At 71.5% G+C, this 16,065-nt stretch carries 18 protein-coding genes; 13 read left to right on the top strand and 5 right to left on the bottom strand.

Annotated features, from left to right (window positions below; genetic code table 11):
- Positions 1–54 precede the first annotated feature (54 nt).
- From ACI8AX_RS19945 to ACI8AX_RS19890, 12 genes are read left to right on the top strand one after another with little or no spacing between them, the layout of a single operon-like run.
- The gene (locus tag ACI8AX_RS19945; RefSeq protein WP_456551601.1) at positions 55–3,339 is read left to right on the top strand and encodes a hypothetical protein; all 3,285 of its coding nucleotides are present in this window, start codon (positions 55–57) and stop codon (positions 3,337–3,339) included.
- The gene (locus tag ACI8AX_RS19940) at positions 3,336–4,532 is read left to right on the top strand and encodes a hypothetical protein (RefSeq protein WP_456551600.1); all 1,197 of its coding nucleotides are present in this window, start codon (positions 3,336–3,338) and stop codon (positions 4,530–4,532) included. Before ACI8AX_RS19945 ends, ACI8AX_RS19940 begins: the two co-directional genes overlap by 4 nt.
- Positions 4,529–7,594 carry a hypothetical protein gene (locus ACI8AX_RS19935; protein WP_456551599.1) on the top strand — a complete coding sequence of 1,022 codons (3,066 nt, stop codon included), beginning with the start codon at positions 4,529–4,531 and terminating at the stop codon, positions 7,592–7,594. Before ACI8AX_RS19940 ends, ACI8AX_RS19935 begins: the two co-directional genes overlap by 4 nt.
- Complete coding sequence (locus tag ACI8AX_RS19930) at positions 7,591–7,833, top strand: hypothetical protein (protein WP_456551598.1); 243 nt, start codon at positions 7,591–7,593, stop codon at positions 7,831–7,833. The genes ACI8AX_RS19935 and ACI8AX_RS19930 overlap by 4 nt, the downstream gene beginning before the upstream one ends.
- On the top strand, positions 7,826–8,101 hold the full coding sequence (locus tag ACI8AX_RS19925) for a hypothetical protein (protein ID WP_456551597.1): 276 nt from the start codon (positions 7,826–7,828) through the stop codon (positions 8,099–8,101). Before ACI8AX_RS19930 ends, ACI8AX_RS19925 begins: the two co-directional genes overlap by 8 nt.
- Positions 8,101–9,042: a hypothetical protein gene (locus tag ACI8AX_RS19920; protein ID WP_456551596.1), complete on the top strand. Its 942-nt coding sequence runs from the start codon at positions 8,101–8,103 to the stop codon at positions 9,040–9,042. The genes ACI8AX_RS19925 and ACI8AX_RS19920 overlap by 1 nt, the downstream gene beginning before the upstream one ends.
- Positions 9,043–9,066: 24 nt before the next feature.
- Positions 9,067–9,351 (top strand): hypothetical protein, encoded by a 285-nt coding sequence (locus ACI8AX_RS19915; protein ID WP_456551595.1) that lies wholly within the window; start codon positions 9,067–9,069, stop codon positions 9,349–9,351.
- Complete coding sequence (locus ACI8AX_RS19910; protein WP_456551594.1) at positions 9,348–9,542, top strand: DUF7620 family protein; 195 nt, start codon at positions 9,348–9,350, stop codon at positions 9,540–9,542. The genes ACI8AX_RS19915 and ACI8AX_RS19910 overlap by 4 nt, the downstream gene beginning before the upstream one ends.
- Positions 9,543–9,544: 2 nt before the next feature.
- Complete coding sequence (locus ACI8AX_RS19905; RefSeq protein ID WP_456551593.1) at positions 9,545–9,859, top strand: putative phage holin; 315 nt, start codon at positions 9,545–9,547, stop codon at positions 9,857–9,859.
- Positions 9,856–10,098: a hypothetical protein gene (locus ACI8AX_RS19900; protein WP_456551592.1), complete on the top strand. Its 243-nt coding sequence runs from the start codon at positions 9,856–9,858 to the stop codon at positions 10,096–10,098. Before ACI8AX_RS19905 ends, ACI8AX_RS19900 begins: the two co-directional genes overlap by 4 nt.
- Positions 10,098–10,595, top strand: a complete 498-nt coding sequence (locus tag ACI8AX_RS19895) for a DUF1353 domain-containing protein (RefSeq protein WP_456551591.1) — start codon at positions 10,098–10,100, stop codon at positions 10,593–10,595. Before ACI8AX_RS19900 ends, ACI8AX_RS19895 begins: the two co-directional genes overlap by 1 nt.
- Positions 10,596–10,611: 16 nt before the next feature.
- Positions 10,612–12,528 (top strand): GDSL-type esterase/lipase family protein, encoded by a 1,917-nt coding sequence (locus tag ACI8AX_RS19890; protein WP_456551590.1) that lies wholly within the window; start codon positions 10,612–10,614, stop codon positions 12,526–12,528.
- A 3-nt stretch (positions 12,529–12,531) separates the two neighbouring features.
- On the opposite strand, the gene ACI8AX_RS19885 is transcribed toward ACI8AX_RS19890, so the two are convergent.
- A complete protein-coding gene (locus ACI8AX_RS19885) occupies positions 12,532–12,747 on the bottom strand; it encodes a hypothetical protein (RefSeq protein WP_456551589.1) in 216 nt (71 codons plus the stop codon).
- Positions 12,748–12,801: 54 nt separating this feature from the next.
- Here ACI8AX_RS19885 and ACI8AX_RS19880 point away from each other — a divergent pair, with 54 nt between their 5' ends.
- Positions 12,802–13,743 (top strand): beta-1,6-N-acetylglucosaminyltransferase, encoded by a 942-nt coding sequence (locus ACI8AX_RS19880; protein ID WP_456551588.1) that lies wholly within the window; start codon positions 12,802–12,804, stop codon positions 13,741–13,743.
- Here ACI8AX_RS19880 and ACI8AX_RS19875 read toward each other — a convergent pair.
- The 4 genes from ACI8AX_RS19875 to ACI8AX_RS19860 all read right to left on the bottom strand — a co-directional run bounded on the left by ACI8AX_RS19875 (position 13,733) and on the right by ACI8AX_RS19860 (position 15,966).
- On the bottom strand, positions 13,733–14,812 hold the full coding sequence (locus ACI8AX_RS19875; RefSeq protein ID WP_456551587.1) for an acyltransferase family protein: 1,080 nt from the start codon (positions 14,810–14,812) through the stop codon (positions 13,733–13,735). The genes ACI8AX_RS19880 and ACI8AX_RS19875 overlap by 11 nt on opposite strands.
- Positions 14,813–14,875: 63 nt before the next feature.
- Positions 14,876–15,328, bottom strand: coding sequence for a hypothetical protein (locus ACI8AX_RS19870; protein WP_456551586.1), 453 nt, complete (start codon positions 15,326–15,328; stop codon positions 14,876–14,878).
- 151 nt (positions 15,329–15,479) lie between these two features.
- Complete coding sequence (locus ACI8AX_RS19865; protein WP_456551585.1) at positions 15,480–15,731, bottom strand: DUF3263 domain-containing protein; 252 nt, start codon at positions 15,729–15,731, stop codon at positions 15,480–15,482.
- A gap of 37 nt (positions 15,732–15,768) precedes the next feature.
- On the bottom strand, positions 15,769–15,966 hold the full coding sequence (locus tag ACI8AX_RS19860) for a hypothetical protein (RefSeq protein ID WP_456551584.1): 198 nt from the start codon (positions 15,964–15,966) through the stop codon (positions 15,769–15,771).
- Positions 15,967–16,065: the final 99 nt, after the last annotated feature.

Here is a 16,065-nt window from a genome sequence, read left to right as displayed (position 1 = left end):
GACGCCCGCCTGTTCCGGGTGCTGCGACCCACCTGACGCGGAAGGCGGTGCTGCGTGGCCCTCGTCGTCGGCGAGCTGACCGCCTACCTCAACGTCGACAAGTCGGGCTACACCGCCGGCCTCCGCGACGCCAAGGGCGACATGCAGGGCCTCGCGCGGGACGCGAAGGTGTCCGCCGACGGCGTCGGCACCCAGACCGAGCGGATCGTGCAGCAGGTCGGCCAGTCGATGACCCGGCTGACCCGCGACGCGTCGGGGAAACTGCGCAACGCCCGCGGCCAGTTCGCCACCGACCTGGAGATCGCGCTGGCCGGCCTGGACCCTGTCGCGGAGCGGCGCGGGCAGGAGTCGGGCGGGAAGCTGGCGCAGGGGATGCGCCAGTCGATCGTCCGCAACTCCCCGCTGATCGTCGCCGGCATCGCCGGGGCCCTGGCGGCGGGTGCGCCGGCCGCGATCGCCGGGGCCACCACCCTGTTCGGCGGCATCGGCATCGTCGCCGCCGCTCAGAACGAGAAGGTGCAGGCCTCGTGGGCGGCGCTGTGGCAGGACATGAAGAGTGGCGCCCAGCAGGACGCGGCCGCGCTCGTGCCGGTCGTCGAGGGCATGGCCGACAAGTTCGGGCAGTCCTTCCAGCGGATGCGCCCGGCCATCCGGGACGCCTTCGAGGCGTCGGCGCCGATCATCGACGACTTCACCGACTCCCTCACCCGCGCCGCGGAGAACGCCCTGCCCGGGCTGGTGCGGGCCGTGCAGGCCTCCGGCCCCGTCATGGCCGGCCTCGGGTCGATGTTGGAAAGCGTCGGCACGGGGCTGACCGGCTTCTTCGACGCCATGTCCGCCCACGCGCCGGCCGCCGGACAGGCGTTCGCCGCGATCGGTGACATCCTCGAAGCGCTGCTGCCGATCCTGGGCGAGCTCCTCGGCCAGGGCGCCGAGCTCGCCGCGGTCGTGCTGCCGCCGCTGGCGTCGGTCCTCGGCGTCGTGGCCGACGCGCTCAGCTCCGTCGGTGGCGCGCTGCCCGCGGTGATCGCCGGGTTCACCGGCATGAAGATCGTCAACGGCCTGTCTAGCGGCCTCACCTCACTGTCGACCCGGCTCGGGGAGATCGGCGCCCAGGGCGGTATCGCCGCCGGCGCCGCCTCCCGCCTGTCCGGCTCCGTAGGCGGGGTCGCCGGCGCGCTCAGCCGGTTCGCCGGCCCCGCTGCCGCGGTCGCCGCCGGGGCGCTTCTGGTCGCCACGAACTTCGAGAAGATGGAGCGGGACGCCCAGACGGCGGCTCGCGGCCTGATCGAGGGCGGCAACGCCGCCCGTCAGGCCGCAGACCTCATGGGCCCCTCGATCGCCGGCATGAACGCCGGCTGGGTCGACGCCGTCGACGGCGCCATGCAGTACGCCAGCTACCTGCCGATCGTCGGGCAGGCCAGCGAGTGGGCGTGGGACCTCATCACCACCACCTCCCAGGAGTCCGCCGAGGCGACCCGGCAGGCCTACGACGACATGATCGGCGCCATGAGCCCGCTGCAGCGGGCTCAGGCGGACGTCACCTACTGGACCAACGAGCTCGCCGCCGCGCAGGGCAACAGCAACTACGTCATGAAGGACAGAGAGGGCAACGTCGTCACCCTCGCGGAGGCGCAGGGCCGTCTGGCCATCGCCGAGCGGGACGCGGCCCGCTACGCCGCCCAGCTCGACCAGGACGCCACCGGCATGAGTCGCACGCTGGCGCAGGCCGCGGAGGCCGCCGACGAGCTGCAGAGCGCCCTGGACGCGCTCAACGGCGGGCAGCTGGACCTCAACGAGGCCAACCGCGAGTACCAGCAGAGCCTCGCCGACATCCAGGAGCGCCTGGCCGGCGCCCGCGAGGGCATCGAGGGCTACGGCATGACCCTGGACCTGGCCACGGAGGCCGGCCGGGCGAACTCGCAGGCCCTCGACGACTTCGCCGCGTCGGCCGCCGCCTCGGCTGACGCCGTGTACCGGCAGACCGGCAGCTACGACCAGTTCACCGTCGCCATGGTCAACGGCCGCAATGCCCTGTACGACTCTGCGCGCGCCTTCGGCATGACCGACACGGCCGCTCGGGCCTACGTGGACTCCGTGCTCGGCATCCCGCCGGTCACGGCGATGAACATTGAGACGAACACGGACACGGTCCGCGCCGAGCTCGACAGGCTCATGGGCCAGCTCACCGGCCTGCCGCCCGGCCAGGCAGTGGTCACTTGGGCGTCGCCCGAGGTCATCAGGATCCTCGACCAGCTCGGCTACGACATCGTCGGCCTGCCGTCGGGCGAGGTGCGGATCACCGCTACTGACGAGGCGACGCCCATCACCGACGAGGTCCTCGTCCGGATGGGCCTGATCGACGCGACGACCGCGACGGGCACGATCGACGCCGACAACACCGCCTTCACCGGCATCGCTTCGGCCGCGCTGGACACGCTGGGCTTCATCGCAGCGCAGCACCCGACCCCGACCCTGGACGCCAACGGCGCCCCGCTGCACGGGGCCGCCGACGCCGCGCTCAACGCTCTGCTCGGCGTCGACCAACAGCGCCCGACGCCGGTCGTGAACGCCAACCCCGCGCCGTTCAACAGCGCCATGGCCGCGGCCAACGCCGCGGTCGCGGGCCTGGCCGGGCAGCGCCCGACCCCGGTCGCCGGTCTGAACAGCGGCCCGTTGCTGGGCACCGCGAACGGCGCCATCAACGCCCTGGCGAACTTGGGCGCGCAGCGGCCGACCGCGGTGGCGTCGCTGGTCGACAACGCGTCGGGCATCGCTGGGCGGATCGCCGGCGCCCTCAACTCGATCCCCCGCAACATCACCTCGACGGTGACCACGATCCAGCGGACCGTGCAGACGTTCGCCTGGGCGGCGGCCAGCGGCGGCAAGGCCACCCCGAGGGGCGTCTTCCCCGTGGGTCCGCGCTTCGACCGCGGCGGGGAGATCAGCGGCCCGGGCGGCCCGACCGACGACCTCGTGCAGGCCTGGGGGCCGATGGGCCCGCTGCGGGTGTCGAACAACGAGTGGATCATCCGCGCCGCCGCGGCCGCCCTGTACGGCGACCGCAAGATGGCCGCGGTCAACGCCGGCACCGCGCAGATCATCCTGCCGTCCGAGCGGCCCCGGGTCCGCGCCTTCGCCGACGGCGGCCCCGCCGGCGGCACGAGCTCGGCCGTGGCCGAGGCGGCCGGCACTGTCATCGAGGTCCGCGGCGACGTCGTCGTCAAGGTCGAGACCCCGCTCAACCTCGCCAACGACCGCGACCTCCGCCAGGCCGGTGAGCGCATCCGCAAGGTGCTCGTTCAGCTGGACCGGGAGACGGTGGGGGCGCGCTCGTGACGGTCGCCGTCGGCGGCATCGCCCTGCAGGAGACCCGCACCGCCGACCAGGACGGCTCCGGCCTGACCATCGTCGGCCGCGAGGCCCACCCGCCCGTCGCCTACCTGGTCGAGGGCTGGGAGGCGGCGGTGCTGGCCGCGCACCGCAACGTCCTCGGCCTGCAGGGCGCCGCCTGCGTGCCGGTGGTGTTCGACGACAAGGAGCAACTGACCGGCTTCTACCGGGTCGACGCCGCCCGGTCGCAGCTGACGAAGGCGGCTGGCGGGCAGATCCTCAACGCCGTCTGGCAGCTGCAACTGACCCGGCTGGGCAACGGCGCGGACGTCGAGTTCGAGTCGCTGGTGCCGACGATCGCCCGGGCGGACGAGATCGCCGGCACGCAGACGCCGGAGTTCTGGCACGCCCCGCCGCCCGGCACGAGCTCGTACTACACGGGCGCCACGGTGCCGACCGGGTCCACCGCGCGCGCGTCCGCGGAGGGCGCGCTCACGGTGTACCGGGGGCTGCCCAACAACACGCCGCCGCGGTGGACCGTGCCCATCGCCGACTACCTCAAGGGGTCGGCGCGGCTGCTGTTCGACGGGTTCCGGCACGCCGGCCTCGTCACCCCGCCGCACTCGACGTGGGAGCTGTCGAACGCGCTCCTGCGAGTGACCGGCGACGGGCCCGGCATCACCGTCGCCGGCCTCAACGGCGCGGGTGCTCCCGTGTCGGCGAAGGGCTACCGGTTCACCGCAGCCGGGTCGAACGTCGTCGGCTCCCCGGAGGTGACGGTGCTCCGCTGCGACCCCGAGGAGTGCCGCCTGCGGCTCACCTGGACCACCAACCCGGGCTTGGTCGTGGTCTACCTGAACCTGCGCAGGGGGGCCCGTTTCGTCACAGGCGTGATGAAGCGGCACGCGGCGGCCACGCTCGGGGTCACCCGATCGGCTGCAGAGGCCGCGACCGCTGCCACCGGCGGCCTGCGGGCCACATCCGCGGACGGCGACGGCAACCGGTTCGTCATGGGCTCCTCCCGGACCCTGACCACGACGACGGCGACCGCATCGATCGCCAAGGCGGGCGTACGCGAGTTCGACTTCTTCCTCGGCCACGAGGTCGGCGCCAGCCCGGCGGCCGGTGACGCCTTCGCCGACCTGCTGGCCCAGTACCTCGGGACCGAGAGCGACCGCACGAGGCTGGTCCGCCGGTGACCGTCACCCAGGTCCTCGGCGGGCTCGGCTCCTGGACCTTCCAGCTGAAGGACGACACCCCCGACGAGGTGCTGTCGAAGCTCGGCTTCTTCGGGCACGTCGCGATCGTCCGCGGCCCGGTCGACGTCGCCGCCACCTCCCCGTACCTGCTAGCCGCCGCCCGCTACGTCGGCGTGCTGCTCGAGCTGTCGAAGGACCGGCGCACCCTGTCCGGCGACGGGATGGTGCACTGGCTCGGCGATGAGGACGGCAAGCCGATCCTCAAGACCGCCGTCACCCTCAACGGCGCCAGCCTGGCCACGGCGGTCAACGCCGTCCTGCCGCCCGCGGTGCACGCCGGCACCATCCACGCCGCGGCCGGCACCTTCTCCAAGACCTTCCAGTACGTGTCCCGGCGCGAGGCGCTCGACGCGATCTGCGACGCCTTCAACGTCGAGTACCGGGTCAACGGCGACGGCACCATAGACGTCGGCACCCAGGCGCAGCTGTACCGAACCAGCCCAACCACGATCGTCGCCGCGAAGAACGCCGGCGCCGACCTGGACCTCACCTCGCTGGGCGCCAGCTTCGACGTCGACGAGTCCGCCCGGGACTACACCGACGAGGTCGTCGTCCTCGGGCAGCGGTACGAGGGCGAGACCTCCACGACCTTCGTCGAGGCCACCGCCACCGCCCCCTCGGTGCCCTACCTGGACCTGTTCGGCAACCCGGTGAAGAAGACCCGGGCCATCTCGAAGTCCGACGCCGACGAGACCAACGCCCTGGCCGTGGCGAACCTGAACCTCAACCGGTTCAACCGCACCGCCGTCGCGCTGAAGGTCACCGCCGACGACTACTCGGTCGGCGCGACCGGCGGCGGCACCCCCACCTTCAACGTCGGCGACAACGCCTACGTGTACGACCCCGCGAACGGCATCTTCGACCCAGCCCGCACGATCGACTTCCGCGGCGAGCGGATCCACCCCGACGTCGTGCGGATCACCGGCGCCACGTGGCCGGTCAGCGAGGCCCACACGGTGGCGTTCCGCACCCAGGCCGGAGAGTGGGTCGACCTCACCCCGCACGTGGTGTGGGAGATCGGCGGCGGCGAGATCACTGTCGGGGATCTGCCGAAGTCGCTGACCGGCGGCACGAGCAACCCGATCCTCGACCGGATCGACACCCTGCCCGACACCACCACCCCGTCCGCGCCGACCGACCTGGATCTGTCCACCTTCGCCGTCGTCGAGCCGACCGGGCAGCTGTCGGCGGTCATCCGCGCCGAGTGGACCGCGCCCGCGCTCAACACCGACGGCAGCGTCGTCAACGACCTGTCCCACTACTTCGTGCAGTGGCGGATGGTCGCCCCCGGCATGGTCTTCGAGGCCACCGCCGTCGACGGCACCTCGATCGACCTGCAGGGCCTGGTCCCCGACTGGGACTACGAGGTGCGCGTCGCCGCGGTCGACCGGGCCAACCACGTGTCGGCCTACACGGCGGCGCTCGGCATCCACACTGCTCAGGACGACATCGCCCCGCCGGCGCCGTCCGACCCCACGGTCTCCAACTACCTGGGGCAGCTGCGGATCTACTGGGACGGGAAGACGAACACCGGCGGGGAGCAGCCGCCGGACTTCAACCGGGTCGACGTCCACGTCTCGGCCACCTCTGGGTTTACCCCCTCAGCGACCACGCTTGTGGCGTCGCTGTCGACCGCCGGCTACGCCTACGCGACCGCCCTCTACGGCGCCACGCGGTACGTGAAGCTGGTCGCCTACGACACCGCCGACAATCCGTCGGCGCCGTCGGGACAGGTGGCCGGCTCCACCTCGCAGGTCGTGTCGGCTGACATCTTCAACAGCGCCGTCGGGTCGGCGAAGCTCGCCGACCTCGCCGTCATCACCGCGAAGATCGACGACCTCGCGGTCAACGACGCCAAGATCGGCTCGATGTCGGTCGGGAAGCTGACCGCCGGCGTCATGACCGCCGACGTCACCATCTCCGGCCGCTTCGCCACCGCCCTGACCGGCGCCCGCGTCGAGCTCAACGCGCTCGGCGTGCAGAAGTGGAACGCCAGCAACCAGCTCATGGTGTCGATCACCGGCACCACCAACCTCATCACCGGGCAGATCCAGTCGGCCCTGTCCGGCGAGCGGTTCATCATGAACCCCGGGGGCGCCAACCCCAGCCGGATCGACCTCTACCCGACCTCTGGCAGCCAGTTCGCCTCCATCGAGGCCGAGACGGTCGACAGCCAGGCGGCCGTGACGATCAGCGCCAACAACGCCCAGAGCGCCGGCGTCTCCGGCGTCCTGCTGGTGCGCCGCGGCTTCGCGCACCTGTTCTACGGCCGCAAGGACTTCTCCGAGGTGTGGACGGAGATCTACACCGACGTCGGCACCGCCCGCATGACCGCGCCCATCGTCGACGTCATCGTCGACGGCGCCCGCAACGCCCCCGGCGGCGACCGCTTCTCCATGGTCGTGAAGAACGCTTCGGGCAAGGTCGCCTCCACCCAGCTCAACTACTGGAACTCCGACGACGCGACCAACCACCCACTGCTGACTGCGGTCAACCGGGACTCGGGGATCCTCTTCACGCAGGGCGCGGTCAACATCGTCGGCAACGCCTTCGGCAATCGCCGCGACCTCAACGTGCAGTCAGTCTTCTACACCGGGGCCCTCGTGCCCGGCTCGTCCATCGAGATCAAGGACGAGGTCACCCCGCTCGAGACGGTGCTCGACGTTCGCGGCGCCTTCCGCAAGGCCAAGGCCCGCAGATACCGGATGCCGCACCTGGCCGAAGCGGGACGTCCGGCGGACGACCGCACCGGCCCCGTGGAGCCACGTCAGGCGCCGCGGCAGGTCGGACTCATCGCCGAGGAGCTGCCGGCGGCGGTCCAGCGCCAGGCGGCAGGTCCGGTGCCGGGCGAGTCGGTGCTCGGCTACGACCTCGGCGGCGTGGTGGCCCTCAACTGGCAGGCGACCGGCGACCTGTTCAACGACGTCGACGCGCTGCGGGCGGAGATCGCCGCGCTGCGTGCCGCGCTGCCTCCCACCACACCCCCGAGAGGACGCACGTGAGTCGACGCCCCGACGGCACCTACAAGTGCGACCGCAGCGGCCACGACGTCGGCAACGCCGCGGTCACCGAGTGCGCCATCGTCTCGACCCTCGTCCTCGACGCCGACGGCAACCAGCAGCTCGAGGTCCTGCACTTCTGCCGCATCCCCAACCCCGGGGCGCCCGAGGGCTGCGCCGAGCACCTGCTCGTGCCCTCGAACCTCGCCGACTACCTCGCCTCGAAGGAGACCAGTGGCTGACCTCGCCCCAGACGCCAACACGATCATCCAGAACCTGTCGCAGCAGATCGCCAACCTGATCGTCGAGGTCGCCGTCCGCGACGACGCCCTCCGCCAGCGCGTCGGCCAGGTCAACGAGCTCGAGCCACGCGCCGCCCGCGTGCCCGTGCTCGAGCGGCAGCTGGCCGAGAAGGACGACGCCATCGCCACGCTGACGGCTCGCATCGCCGAGCTGCAGCGCGGCGACGACGACGGTCCCGCGGCCGCTCCCGTGCCGGTGGACGCCTGATGGGCGCCTACCTGACCGACCGGCCACCGGTGGTCCAACAGTGGTACAAGACGCGGAACCGGCCGCTGACCGGCTGCACCGTGCTGCACACCGCCGAGTCCGTCATGGACACCGTCGGCCCCGACACCGGCGCCGAAGCGGTCGCCGAGTTCATCCGCGGGCGCACCACCCCCGGCAGCTACCACGACCTCGTCGACTCCGACTCGTGGATCCCGCTGGTCGACCTCAAACACGGCGCTTTCCACGACGGCACCGGATCCAACAACTGGGCGCTGTCGCTCTCGTTCGCCTGCCGCACCAGCGACTGGCGGGCCATGTCCCTGGCCAAGCGGGCCGGCTTCCTGCACCAGGGCGCGCGGGCGTTCGCCAACCAGCAGCTGTACCGGCGGTCGATCAAGGCGCCCCTCACCCGGCTGCGGCTCATCTCGAAGGCGCAGTCCGATCGCGGCGAGTCCGGCTGCACCTACCACGGCTACCGCGACCCCGGCCGGCGCTCCGACCCCGGCGTCGCCGCGCCCAACCTCTTCCCGATCGACGAGTTCTTCGCCGCCTGCCGAGCCGAGCTGGCTCGGGTCATGCCCGACCACCCCGACGCAGGCGGCGCGGTCACCCCTGCCCCTGCCGCCCAGGAGGACGACATGCCGTACAAGCCCGACGAGATCGCAAGGTTCGCGTCCGACGGCGTCGCCAACCGCGGCATCGGCCCGCGGCCCGGCAACGCCAAGGAGTCGATGGAGGCGTGGGAGGCGTGGCTGGACTCCGCGCACTACTCCTACGCCGCCGCACAGCAGATCGCCGGCCTGCGGGCCGCCGTCGACAAGCTCGCGGGCGCCGTCGGCAGCCAGCAGGGCATCGACCCGGAGGCGCTGCGCACGGTGATTCGCGAGGAGATGGCCAAGGTCGTCGAGGTGCAGGTCTCCGTCACCGACCGCGACACCTGACCGACCACGGCGAAGGGGGACGCCGTGGGGGCACTGCTCGAGGGCCTGCCCGTCGGCAACATCGGCGCGGGGGCTCTCGTCTGCCTCATCGTCCTGCTCATCCTGACCGGCCGGCTCGTGCCCAGGCAGCAGATGCTCGACCTGCGCGAGGACCGCGACAAGTGGCGCGCGTCGGCCGAGGACCAGCTCAAGGCCCTGCACACGCTGGGGATGGCCGTGGAGAAGCTGACGATCGTCACGCAGGCGACCAACCACGCCCTGGTCGAGATCCAAGAGCTGCCGCAGCGAGTGGCCGAGGAGCGGCCGTGAGGTGGCCGTGGCGCCGCCGGCCACCGTGCGCCTCCGAGGAGGCCAACGCCGCGGCCAGCCACGCGACCCGCGCCTTGCAGGACGCCCGCAACCTGGCGTCCCGGGCCGACAGGGTCTCGGACGACCTGGCGGCGACGCTGCGGCGCAACCACTTCGCCGCGGCGGTCGTCGAAGCGCTACGAGGAGTCTGACCATGCCGTTCTACGCGGACCTGACGTTCTGGATGTACGTCGTCGCCGGGGCGCCGTACGCGGCGTTTGTCGGCTTCTACGCCGTGCGCACCCCCTCGTGGCGGCGGACCCCGGTCGGGCGGGCGCTGATGTCGCAGGCCGTGTCCCTGACCGCGGTGTTTGCCTACATCTGCCTGCTGCTCGCCGTGCCAGTCCCCGAGGAAGTCAAGGACCTGCTGCGGGCCCTGCTGATCGGCGGGGTGACTATCGCCGGCGCCCTGATGTTCAAGAACCTGCTGGTCGAGCAGGCCCGCCGCGACCGAGCGGGGTCGCCATGATCCCGCTGACCACTGCCCGGAAGGCAACCGTGGCCGGTGCGATCGCGTTCGGGTCACCGTTCTACGTGCTGCTCCAGTCGGAGGCGCCGATCACCTGGCGGTCCGCGCTCGCCTGCCTGGTGTCCGGGGTGATCGGCTACCTCAGCACTTACGGCACGTCGAATACCCAGCCGGTCAACCGGCCGCGGCCGGCGCCAGTGGCCGCCCGGCACGCCGCCCCGCCGGCGCGGGAGGGCTGATGCCGTTCACCCGCGGCCCCAACCTGTACTACCCCGGGGCCGGCCAGTACGTGACCGACGGCGTCACCGAGTACGAGGGCCGGTACGGGCGGCTGCGCATCGCCCAGGGCTTCCCCACCGACCTCGCCACCGTGCCCCGAATCTTCTGGGCGCTGCTGCCGCCGCAAGGGGTGTACGAGCGGGCCGCCGTGCTGCACGACTGGCTGTGCGTCGAGCTTGCCCGGGCGCACCGCGACCGGCGGCCACCCATGGTGTCCTCCCGCGACGTCGACGGCCTGTTCCGCCGCGTCATGCGCGAGTGCGGCGTCGGCTTCGCCACCCGCTGGCTGATGTGGCTCGGCGTCCGCCTCGGCGCCGCCGCCAACCCCGTTCGCCGCGCCGGGCTGCTCCGCGACCTGCCGCTCATGGCCGCCGTCGCCGTCCCGGCGCTGCTCCTGGTCGCCGCCGTACTGCTCGGGCTCGGGTGGCTGCTCGCGCTCGCATCCCCGCTCTACTGAGAGAGGACCGCCCCCGATGGCCGTCGCCGTCTTCCGCAACCCCCGCACCGGCACCGAGATGCGCGTGTCCGGCGCGAACATCGGCATCCTCACGGCCTGGGGGTGGGAGCGCCTGGACGACGGGGCGCCGGCGACCCCTCCTGACCCGTTCCCGCAGTACCTGTCCGAGGCCGAACTGGCGACCGAGATCGGCGACTCCGCGTCGCCGGTCGGAGTGGCACTTAGGGCGGCCTTCGTGCCAATTCCGGCGGGCGGCGCGGACGGGCAGGCGCTCATCAAGGCGGGCAACGGAGCGGCATGGGGGACGGTCTCCGGCGGCGGATCGACCACCCGCGCCCCGACTACCAAGGCCCTGGCCGTCCTCCGCGCCGGCCTGGCCGCCCGCGCCACCACGCCCTGCCGCATCGTCTTCGCCGGGTCTTCCACCACCGCCGGGCAGAACGCCAGCACCGCCGCGAACCGCTACGTCAACCGCCTCGTGGCCGCGCTGCAGGCCGCCTACCCCTCCGGCCTGGGCTCCGAGACCGCCGTCGTCGCCTCCACGACCGCAAGCTGGGGCACGGTCAGCTCCGCCGCCGGGGTGCACGGCTACAACGCCGGCGAAAGCGGCACCACCGCGGCGAACTACCTGACCTCCGGGGAGATCGCGTCCGCGGCCGCGCTCAACCCCCGCGCCGTGCTGCACATGATCGGCACCAACGACTGGTCCGGCGGCGTCGCCCCCGCCACCTACAAGGCGAATGTGCAGAACGTCATCGCCAGCCTCAAGGCCGCAACCTCCGGCCCCTGCGTGCACATCCTCGTTGCCAGCTACGGCCTGGCCGGCTCGCCCACCTACCCGTGGTCGCAGTACATCACTGCCATGCGCGAGATCGCCGACGCCGACCCGGACCACGTCGCCTTCATCGACCTGTCCGAGGCGTACGCCCTCGTCGGCGTCCCCGGCTCCGACCCGCTCGACCTGCTCGACACCGACGGCACCCACCAGACCAACGCCGGACACGCCTACATGGCCGACCTGCTGCGCAGCGCCCTGGTCAACCTGCCCCTCGGCGAAACCTCCACGACGCCGACGACGCCGGACACGACCGCCCCCAGTGTCCCGACCAGCCTCTCCGCTACCCCGGGGGACGGACAGGTCGCGCTGTCCTGGGCAGCCTCCACCGACAACGTCGGGGTCACTGGCTACCGGGTGCGCCGCGGCGGCTCGCTCATCGCCTCCCCGACCGGCACCAGCTACACCGACACCGGCCGCACCAACGGCACGCAGTACAGCTACACGGTCAGCGCCGTCGATGCCGCTGGCAACGAGTCCGCGCAGACCTCTGCGGTGACCGCCACCCCGGTCGCCGCTGGGCCGGTCGCCATCACCGAGACCTTCGCCGGCTCCGGCTCGATCGCCGGGACGACCACCGACACCGGCGGCAAGACGTGGTCGGTGCAGTCCTCCGGCGCCGACACTCCCGTGTTCACCGAGTCCGGCGGCGTGGGCGGCTGGACCACGGTCACCAACACCGCCATCGCCGTCGTGGACGCCGGCTCCCCCGACTTCACCATCGAGGCCACCCTCGCCGCCCTCGGCTCAGGACCGGCCAACCAGGGCGGCGGCCTCGCGATCCGCTTCACCAACGGCCTCAACGGCTACTGGCTGTCCACCCGCCTCACCGCCAGCCAGGCCGGCTTCGTCTTCTACAAGTACGAGGCCGGCGGCATTGGCTCCGTCGGCAGCCAGGCCACTAGTCCAGTCCCGACCGTGGGCCAGCGGCTCAAGGTCGTCGCCTCCGGGACGACGCTGACCGGCTACGTCGACGGCGTCCAGGTCTGCCAGGTCACCGGCGCCACCTTCAACCAGGCCGGGCAGCTGGCCGGGTTCTTCTCCAACACCTCCGGGCTGGCGACCCGCTGGGACGACCTGAGCATCACCACCCCCTGACGGTCAGAGCGCCTGCTCTTCCTGGTCAAGAGCGGCGTGCTCCTCGGAGCAGAACACCAGCCCAAGTTCGCGCCAGCCCGCGCCCGCAGGCACCAGGACGTTGCAGCTGTCCTCATTGCCGGGGCGGGTTCCGTACATGCAGGGATGCGCCTCATCGCGCCGTGGCCCTCGCAGGGCGTCGTACAGGGCTCCAAGGGCTCGGCCGATCTCATCCGCCACAGCGACAGGCTAGCCCCCGAAGGTCCGGCCCATACGGACACATAGGGTTCGGAAGTGGCCCTCACCCAAGGTAGCGACCACTCGTACCTGCTGCTCCTCCACAGCGACCTCGCCCAGGCGGACCGGCTCGTCCAGCTACTTGCAGCCTCAGACAGTGCCCGGCTCGCCATCCACCTGGACGCGACGGTCGACACGGCGGAGGCCCGTCAGCACCTGCGTCAGTGGGCGGACATGGGCGCCGACATCGTCGACCAGCGAGTGCCGTGCGCCTGGGGCGACATCAGTCTCGTCGACGCCACCTTGAGGTTGATCGACATCGCCTTGGACCGGCACGACTTCCACCACGCCAGCCTGCTCAGCGGCAGTGACTGGCCGGCCATGCCCCTTGAGCAGATCACACAGGAGCTCCTCGAGGACCCCGGCGATCGCATCGAGGTGGACCCTCTGCCCAAGGTGAACTGGGCGGGCGGCGGCCTCGACCGCGTGCAGTACCGGCATCTGGCGGGGGCCAAGGAGGGCGCGCGCTACAAGGTCGACCGGCTCGGCGTTGCCCTCCAGCGGCGCCTTCGGCTGGACCTTCCGGATGACGCGGTGAGCGCCGCCTTCGGGCGGCCGGTCGCGTGGGCGGGCGGCTCCCAGTGGTGGACCCTGCAGCGCTCAACGCTCGAGGCCTTCATGGACCACCGCACGGCGCGAGCGGCGCTGCGCCACCGCCTGCGCCATGCATGGGTGCCCGACGAGCTCTACTTCCAGACGCTGCTACGCACTGTCCGAGGCGACTCGGCGGTGACGGGGACCCTGCGGGACTCTTCGATGACCCGCCGGTACATGGACTTCTCGAAGCCCGTGAAGCCCGCTGTCCTGACCACTGAAGATCAGGTTGTCGCGGCGGTGACGTCCGGTGCCTTCTTCATGCGCAAGGTGACCAGCGACAGCCTGCCGGCCCTGCGAGCGGCTGCTCCCTCGACCGGCCTGCCGCTGCCGCTCACCGTCTGACCGGTTCCGCCCCCGGTTGGGCGGTGGCGCTGAGCCGCCGAGCGAGCCAACGAGGCGACTCGTACAGGCCCGGCACGGAGTTGAAAGCGCGGCCGAGCGCTCGCGCGAGGACGACGGTCGCCGAGGCCAGCAGCAGCGGCAGGATCAAGCCCGCCCGTCCAGGCAGGTCGTCCGCCACCGGGATGACCGCCGCGGTCAGGCAACCGAGCACGATCTCGTGGGCCACGTAGATCGGCAGGGTGGCGCGACCGATCGCACCGAGTGGGCGGTGGAGCATCGAGCGGGTCAGCACGACAGACAGCGCGATTCCTAGACCCACCACCAGCAGGCTGACGAGCAGCCGGACGCCGGGCAGGTTCATGACCTCACTGACGGACGCCGAGGTCCAGTAGGCGCCGCCGGCCACGGCCCCGAAGACCAGCAGGTAGATCGGAGCGATGAGGCCGATCCTCTTCGGCGTGAACCACGACTCCGCGGCCGCCACGACAGCGGGGAACCTCGCGCCTAAGGCGAAGAAGACGAAGTACCGGCCCATCTGGTCGATCGCGAAGTTCCCGGAGGGGATTGCCTCCGTTCCCACGGCGGCCGAGAGAACCGCCGCCACGCCGACGACCGCGACGGCGGGCAGCCGACGGGTCAAGAGCAGCACCACGAGGAAGACCGCGAGGGCATAGAGGTACCAGAGGCCGTTAGTGGGCCACCCGACGATCCCGAGCAGGTCCCACGGCGAGTCAGCCGGTGGGTTGTCGCGGCGCCACTCGACAATTGAGAAGACGGCCATGTTGATCAGCGACCAGATCAAGTAGACCCACAGCCAGCCACCGACCTTCGGCCGGGCTGTCGCCGGCGGTCGGTCGAGCGCCTTAGCGACGAGGAATCCTGAGATCAGGAAGAACAGAGGCATCCGCAGCACGGAGAGGAACCGGTTCGATGTCGCCCAGGGGCCGACGTCGAGTTCCAGGCTCTGCGTGAACAGGATCGCGTGATACAAGATCACCAGCAGGATGGCGATGCCTCGCGCTGTGTCCAGCCACGCGATGCGCTGACGCGTGGCGCCTCCCCCCGTCACGCGGGGTGACTCTACTTGTGGTCTTCTTCGTCGGCCTCCCACCAAGGAGGCACATAGGGGGCGCTAAGACGCACCCGAAACTCGCCGGAGCTGGCCACCGACTCGGCGCCAACGGCGCCCGGCGGCGTCGGTGAAAACCACTCGGACGCGCGCAGCATCGACGCCTGACCACCCGAGGTCCAGTCGTTCCTCCAGGGTGAAGCCGGCAGTCCCGCCCGGTTCCAAGTCGGCGTACTTCCAGTCGTGCGGAGCCGGGCCGATGTCCTTGTCGTCCAGGGTGACGAGCCGAGCCGAGACGTCCGTAATCAGCTCGTCGCTCAGGTTGCGCACCTGGAAAGGCACCCGGACGTGATAGCCGTCGGGCGTGACGACGACGGCGCCAGACCAGGCCGACACCTTCCGCGCCTGCTCCTGACGCCGGTCACTGACGGACTGCCGGAAAATCGTCAGCGCGACAGCGAGCGCTCCCACCGTTCCAACAGCTGAGAACCAGCCAGGCACGTCTCCCCAGTCCATGGCTCCGGATCATGCCTGGCGCAGGCAGCCCCGCCCGGCTGGATGCTCAACCGGGCGGGGCGCACGGTCCGCCGTGCCCACGCCGCCCCCTGATCACCCCACGCACGACAGAGCCCCACCCGCCTAGCGCGGGTGGGGCTCTTCGTCGTTCTCAGACCGCCGGCTTCTCCTGCCGCCCGACCCGCCAGCCCCGGGCCGCGCGCTGCCGCCGCAGCCGGCCGACCACCAGGCCGCCCTGCGCGATCGCCTCCGGCCGGTCGATCAGCGCGTTCAGCCGCTGGTAGTAGGTGACCGGCTCGACGCCGAACCGGTTGCGGATCTCGACGTCCTTCGCGCCGGCGCGCTTCCACCAGCGCTGCTCAAACTGCAGCATCAGCAGCTCGTCGGCGGTCAGGTCGGCCACGCCCCGCAACGTACGAGCCGGTTGTGACAGGAGCGGGTCAGCCGCCCGCGGCTTGGTTCGCCGAGATTGCCCAGATCACCAGCGCCACGGCGACGAGAACTAGCAGCACCGTCAGCGCCGACTGGATGTTTTTCTGCGTGGCGTTCTGCCGGTACTGCTGCTCCATCATGAACCGGCGCCACTCCTCATCGCGGCGCCACTGCTCATCTGGAGTCGAAGGCTGCTGGTCCGTCACGTGATCCCCCCGAGTTGGTTGTGGCGGCAGTGGATCACAAGAACTCCTCGGTGGTGGTCAGCAGCGGGCGAGTGCTAGTCCTTTCGGTACGGCGTCGAA

It is taken from the genome of Blastococcus sp. SYSU D00813 (assembly GCF_054050735.1).
Note: the sequence above shows the minus strand (reverse complement) of the source record. Positions and strands in the feature narration are given on the sequence as shown.